This is a genomic window from Mycobacterium bulgaricum (assembly GCF_041287165.2).
Lineage (GTDB): Bacteria > Actinomycetota > Actinomycetes > Mycobacteriales > Mycobacteriaceae > Mycobacterium > Mycobacterium bulgaricum.
This window is the reverse complement of sequence record NZ_JBGGKV020000057.1, coordinates 1-208: the sequence shown is the minus strand read 5'-3', so window position 1 is coordinate 208 and position 208 is coordinate 1. Positions and strand designations below refer to the sequence as shown.

General features: G+C 72.1%; 1 pseudogene. It reads left to right on the top strand.

Annotated elements, in window-relative coordinates:
• A pseudogene (locus ACAG24_RS29550) lies at nucleotides 1–208 on the top strand (HNH endonuclease signature motif containing protein); the annotation flags it as partial.

Genomic DNA, 208 nt, shown 5'->3' with positions numbered 1-208 from the left:
CCGGCCCCGCTGCTGGCCGAATTGATCATCGGCGGCGCCCGCATCCGGGTTGTCGACCCGTCCTGCCTCACAACCGAGCAGGGCTATCGGCCCTCGGCGGCGCTGCAACGCTTCGTCCACGCCCGCGACATCACCTGCCGCTTCCCCGGCTGCAACCGTCCCGCCACCCACGCCGACATCGACCACACCAAGCCCTGGCCCGCCGGAG